Consider the following 5,313-nt stretch of genomic DNA (forward strand, 5'->3'; position numbering starts at 1 on the left):
TGAATGCTATACGCGAATGAATCAGGATCCCCGCAGCAATAAGCATCCCCGCTATGATATTATGCTGAAACAGAACCGCGCTCAACGAGCGGAAAAATAAGCTTAACAGTTTTGGTAATGCTGTGGCAAGATAGCCTTCGGTCCCGGCGAGGTTACCCGGCCCGGTGTAAATTTCTTCGAGCAGGGAACTGCTTTTTTGCAGTATGCCGGTGTTGAAAATACTGTTAGATGCCAGCAGTACAAGCCAAAATACAAGGATAAACGGCAATGACAGGATAGGCAGGCCCGGTTTCTCCATTCGTTTTGATATGATGATAGTAGCAAGTACCACCATACTACAGGCAACCAGGAGCCAACCCACAAACATGAGGTTAACCTGGAAAAAAGCACCAAATGCTATCCCCAGTAATAAACTATTGAAACTGTAGATCCCGGCACGGTAATGCTCGCCATCCTGTTTTAATAGCTTTGTTATCAGCAAAGAAAAAACAACACAAGCCAGGCCTGCAAAGCCGGATACAGGGTTGAAGAATGATACCAGCAGCAAAATAATCCCCAATACCCGGTTTTGCGAAAAAAACAGCACCGAATAGGAATTGATAAGGGGTTTTATAATTGCTGGAATTTGCTTCACTTGCTGTTATTTAAATGAGCGGGGATCAACTCCGGTTCGGCAGTGTATTCCAGTGTTTCGTTTTGGCGGATGATATGCGTGCGCAGTTTCTCATCTATCAGTACAACCGCAGGCCGTAAAGTAATGAACTGCATCCATTGGGTCATGTTATAAGCCCCAACCTTGTGCACTACCACCTGGTCGCCGGGATTAAGTTGAGGCAGGTTGATACTTTCCCTGATCACATCTATATTCATGCAAAGCGGCCCGTAAATCACCATATTTTCGTTATGAGCCACAAAATCCTGTGCGGGACTTACCTGGTGTTCATACCAAAAAGATGTAAACAGGATATTCACCCCAAAATCAACAATAGTAGCGCCTTTGCCGTTGGCTAAACGCTTATTGGCTATAACAGTGCCCAGCAGGTAACCGGCATCATCTATCAAAACACGGCCGCTTTCCAGTATCAGCAGGGGCAGGTCATCATTGTTAAAACCAAAATTGAGCAGGGCAGAAGTTATCACTTCCGCAAAATCATCAACTGTAGGTACGGTGTCGTTTCCCGGCAGGTAAGCGCCTTTCAATGTATTGGTTGATGGAAAACCACCGCCCAGGTCAAGATATTCAATTTTATGGCTGAGCTGGGTTTGGCAGCGCACCGCCAGTTCGGCTAATTTATTGGCAGCAATTCCATAAGCATCGGTAGAGAGCATGTAAGTGCCGATATGGCAATGCAGGCCCACCAATTGCAGACTGCCTGAGCCGGTGATCTTGGTAACTGCCGACCAGGCCTCGCCATTTTCGTAGTTGAAACCAAAGCGGTCCCAAAGCGGGTAAACGCCGGTATCCATATTTACACGGATGGCTACACGTGGCTTGTTGGCAAGGTTTTTACTTAAGTTGAGTAGCAGGCTAAGCTCATCGAAATGATCAATATGAATTAATGAATCATGATCAATAGCCAATTGCAGATCGGCGGATGACTTGCCCGGGCCATTAAAAATGATCTTGTTGCCCGGTACGCCATTGCCAAGTGCTTTACGATATTCAAAGCCCGAAACAACCTCGGCCCAGCTGCCTTCCTGGTGAAAGATGCGGCAAACGGCATTGAGGTAATTGGTTTTATAGCTCCATGCAAACTGCACTTTAGGGTACCGCGTGCTGAAAGCACGATATGCCGCCCGATAATTTTTGCGGATCTGTTTTTCGGACAGCACAAAAACCGGTGAACCGTAATTTTCTATCAAACTTTTAACCGAAACGCCATCGATGCTTTTAACAGGCTGCACACCGGTGCGCGTGCCAAATTTATTCATGGCACCGGCATGTAGTTTTTTTAAGTATGGTTTTTCGTATGGCAGCTTTTCCATCGTTATAAATTATAATTCGCCAAATGCCGAGATCTTTTGGAAATCGGCTATATCGGCAATATGGTCCCACGAATACCTGACAAACAATTTGCCGGCCTGGTAATCAGTATAGGGTTCAATAGCCTCGCCCATGGCCATTTTGGCCAATGCTGCCGGCTGGTTTTGGCCTGCCGCGGCGGTTAAGTAAACCCATGCCGGAAACCGCGGGTTAATTTCCAGTATGTATAAATGCCCTTCGGCGTTGCTCATGATCTCCATTTCGTAACCGCCTTTCCAGTTGGTTGCATGGGCAAAGCTGTTGGCCAGTTGAGTTAGCTTGTCGTCTTTAATGGTAACCCCTGCCCAGGCCTTGCCTTTATCGGTAATATAAAGTTTGCGCATGGCTACCAAACTAATGTTGCTGCCTTTGCCATCGCCAAGGGCAGCGATATTGATCTCGTTGCCTTTGATATATTGCTGGGCTATTACCGGCACGCCCCAGGCTGCATTCAACTGATGAAAGGCTTTCAACACCTGGTCCATCGTATAAACAACATAGGCCTCATAAAATTTCCCTTTTATTACCATGGGGAAATTGAACTCATCGGCCGCTTTTTTTAAATCGTCGGCAGTATAAAGCTTATGATCGGCAGGTACATAAAAGCCATGCTTTGTGCCGAAATCTTTCAGGTGTACCTTATCCCTCAAAGCCAGTTGCTGGTGTGTTGGGAGGTAGGTTGCTATGCCCATTTGCTTTAATTGCGGAGCTATCTTGATGAAGTTGAATAGCTCCGAATCAAAATTGGGGATAATGAGATCAAGGTTTTCCCGCTGGTTAATATATGCCAGGCGCTCAATCAACACCGCCGTACCTTCGGTTGGATAGGGGATCTGGTATGTTTTATTTACCTGCTCCCGCAAATAGATTCCCGGTTCTAACGATTCATACGATAGCCCCACTATACGCAAACCATCCCCGAAATACTCTTTTAAAGAACGGATCACTGCCATGCCCGGGCCCGGATTGTCATTGGCATTAAGCCCGGTAACGGCAATACATAAATTAACGTACTTGTTGGCCATCGTCCTTAAATTTCGAGCAGGTTTGCTTCTTTTAGCTGCAGCATCCAGTTATCCCAGTCCCTGTCAAATTGGTTTTCGCTCACATCAAACCTGTTAAGGATCTCCTGCCTGATCTCTGCGTCGGTTTTGCCGCTTTTCATGGCCTCAAGCAGTTGCGCCGCCATGTTATTGCCGGAAAACGAATCGCCGGTAGCGGGGTTAAAGATGAACCCGTTTTCGCTGGTGGCAATGTTGCTCTTGAGTTTCATTTATATTGCAGGTTGTTTGATTAATAAAAGCTAAACTTAGCAGGTTTATATCAGTTTACAAAACCGGGCTTCAGGACGCCATCAGGTATTCAATTCTTGATGCAAGCACTTCCATATCCAACGGTTTTACAAACAGGGCATCGCATTTATAGGAGTCGGCCTGTGATTTTTTTGTTTTAAAAGCTGTTACAACGATGATTGGTACATTGCGCAGCTGCTCGTCATCCCTGAAATCCCTGCACACCAGCTCGCAATCAGCATCAAGCAGCAAGTAATCCAGGATGATCAGATCCGGGTTGATCACCTTGGCTTTATCATATATAGCATTGGGATCATAAGTTAAATGCACATTAAAATCGCCATAATACATAATGTCATCAATTACCGGTAGCATCCTGCTGTTTTTATCAAGTACTAAGATGGTTTTTTTGTTGCCTGCTGTTTTCATGACTTTAAGGATTAGTGTCAATTTTTAATAATATAAAGTTGAGGCTATTTATGTACTTGCGAAACAATGTGTCGCTCAACGCCTTCAATGTGCCGATGAATTGATTATTCTATTTATGCCAGTCCTTAATAAAGTCGGTATAGTTTGTGCCCACAGGAAGCTCTACATCAGTTAGTTTTACCTTACGGTTATGGATAGATCTGATCTGGTCGCGTGCTACCACAAAGCTGCGGTGAATGCGGATGAATTTTGAAGCAGGCAACTTTTCAATGGCGCTTTTCAATGGCATAAGCGTAAGCACAGGCTTGGCTACACCCAGCATATGGATCTTGATATAATCCTGCATGCTTTCAATGTACTCAATGTCTTTGATGTTGATCTTGATCAGCCTGTATTCTGAATGCACATATAAGAAATCGCCTTCATTTGTGGTATCGGTATGCTTGTACTGGTAATATCCAATTGCTTTTTGAACTGCTGCACCAAAGCGCAGGTTATTGATGGGTTTCAGCAGATAGTCGACAGCTTCCAGCTCATATCCTTCGTAGGCATAGTTTTTATAAGCAGTGGTGAAAATGATCATTGGTTTATCGGTCAATGATTTTACCAGGTCAATACCGGTAATATCGGGCATGTTGATGTCTATGAACAGCACATCAACTTTGTTCATTTTCAGGTATTCCCCGCCCGATATGGCATCTTCAAAAGTATTAACGAGCGTCAGTGCGGGATATTCGGCTACATATTTTTCAATTATCTGAAGGGCCAATGGCTCATCATCAATAGCTACACATTTCAATTGCATAATAAATAGTTTTAAGCGTTAATCTCCAGCTCGACAATGAAATTGCCATCTGTTGAGTTAATGTCGAGCCGGTGTTTGTTAGGATAAATATGTTGCAGGCGCTGGCGGTTATTGGCAATGCCGATACCTTTCCGTTCAGTAGCAGGGCGTTTTTCGAAAATGGTGTTTTTACAGATAAACAGCATCCGGTTGCCGTTTACCCGTAAGCAAATATTGATAACTGATGGCTGATGCTTGCTTACGCCGTATTTAAAAACGTTTTCGATAAAGGTCATCAGTATCAGGGGTGGGATCTTTTGATTGTCTATCTCGCCAGAAACCTCAAAATCAAGCGCTGTTTTTTTGCCAAGGCGAAGGCGTTGCAGGTCGATATAGTCATTGATACAATCAATCTCGTTTTGAAGCAAAACAAAATCCTCCGTTACCTCATCGGTTACATAACGCATAATGTTGGAGAGCTTCATGATACTTTCAGACGTATGCTCGCTATTGGTAACCGAAAGCGCATAAATGTTATTCAGCGTATTGAACAGGAAATGGGGATTGATCTGCGCTTTGAGGAAAGAAAGCTCGGCATGGGCTTTTTCAGCTTCGGCACGGGTAACCATTTGCTCGGTAAGCTGCCATTTCTGAACGGTGGCAATAGCAACGCTTAAGCCCATTACAATGATAAAAATGAACAAGCCCACCATATCAATATTGCCCGACTGATGGATGAAAATGATGCGGTTGGTAGGCTTAAGGCTGGGGTCCTGCATGCGCAG

General features: G+C 44.6%; 7 protein-coding genes. All 7 read right to left on the reverse strand.

Going from position 1 to position 5,313, the window contains the following annotated elements; all coding sequences use genetic code 11:
• Nucleotides 1–634, reverse strand: a 634-nt coding sequence (locus VF500_RS25815) for an urea transporter (RefSeq protein WP_330862417.1), incomplete at its 3' end; no start/stop codon positions are given.
• Complete coding sequence (locus tag VF500_RS25820) at nt 631–1,986, reverse strand: hypothetical protein (RefSeq protein WP_330862418.1); 1,356 nt, start codon at nt 1,984–1,986, stop codon at nt 631–633. The genes VF500_RS25820 and VF500_RS25815, both read right to left, overlap by 4 nt.
• Before the next feature lie 9 nt (nt 1,987–1,995).
• Nucleotides 1,996–3,048 (reverse strand): ATP-grasp domain-containing protein, encoded by a 1,053-nt coding sequence (locus VF500_RS25825; protein ID WP_330862419.1) that lies wholly within the window; start codon nt 3,046–3,048, stop codon nt 1,996–1,998.
• Nucleotides 3,049–3,053: 5 nt separating this feature from the next.
• Entirely contained in the window at nt 3,054–3,296 is a 243-nt protein-coding gene (locus VF500_RS25830) for a PqqD family protein (RefSeq protein WP_330862420.1), read from the reverse strand.
• 70 nt (nt 3,297–3,366) lie between these two features.
• Nucleotides 3,367–3,744 carry a response regulator gene (locus tag VF500_RS25835; protein ID WP_330862421.1) on the reverse strand — a complete coding sequence of 126 codons (378 nt, stop codon included), beginning with the start codon at nt 3,742–3,744 and terminating at the stop codon, nt 3,367–3,369.
• A 109-nt stretch (nt 3,745–3,853) separates the two neighbouring features.
• Nucleotides 3,854–4,549, reverse strand: a complete 696-nt coding sequence (locus VF500_RS25840; RefSeq protein WP_330862422.1) for a LytTR family DNA-binding domain-containing protein — start codon at nt 4,547–4,549, stop codon at nt 3,854–3,856.
• A gap of 11 nt (nt 4,550–4,560) precedes the next feature.
• Nucleotides 4,561–5,313: sensor histidine kinase (locus VF500_RS25845; RefSeq protein WP_330862423.1), on the reverse strand; the 753-nt coding region annotated here is incomplete at its 5' end.

Source organism: Mucilaginibacter sp. (genome assembly GCF_036383575.1).
Taxonomy (GTDB): Bacteria; Bacteroidota; Bacteroidia; order Sphingobacteriales; family Sphingobacteriaceae; genus Mucilaginibacter.

What these genes read in the sequence shown, in the direction of transcription:
- VF500_RS25820 (WP_330862418.1), bottom strand. Translation starts at nt 1,986, where the DNA reads ATGGAAAAGCTGCCATACGAAAAACCATACTTAAAAAAACTACATGCC.
- VF500_RS25825 (WP_330862419.1), bottom strand. Translation starts at nt 3,048, where the DNA reads ATGGCCAACAAGTACGTTAATTTATGTATTGCCGTTACCGGGCTTAAT.
- VF500_RS25830 (WP_330862420.1), bottom strand. Translation starts at nt 3,296, where the DNA reads ATGAAACTCAAGAGCAACATTGCCACCAGCGAAAACGGGTTCATCTTT.
- VF500_RS25835 (WP_330862421.1), bottom strand. Translation starts at nt 3,744, where the DNA reads ATGAAAACAGCAGGCAACAAAAAAACCATCTTAGTACTTGATAAAAAC.
- VF500_RS25840 (WP_330862422.1), bottom strand. Translation starts at nt 4,549, where the DNA reads ATGCAATTGAAATGTGTAGCTATTGATGATGAGCCATTGGCCCTTCAG.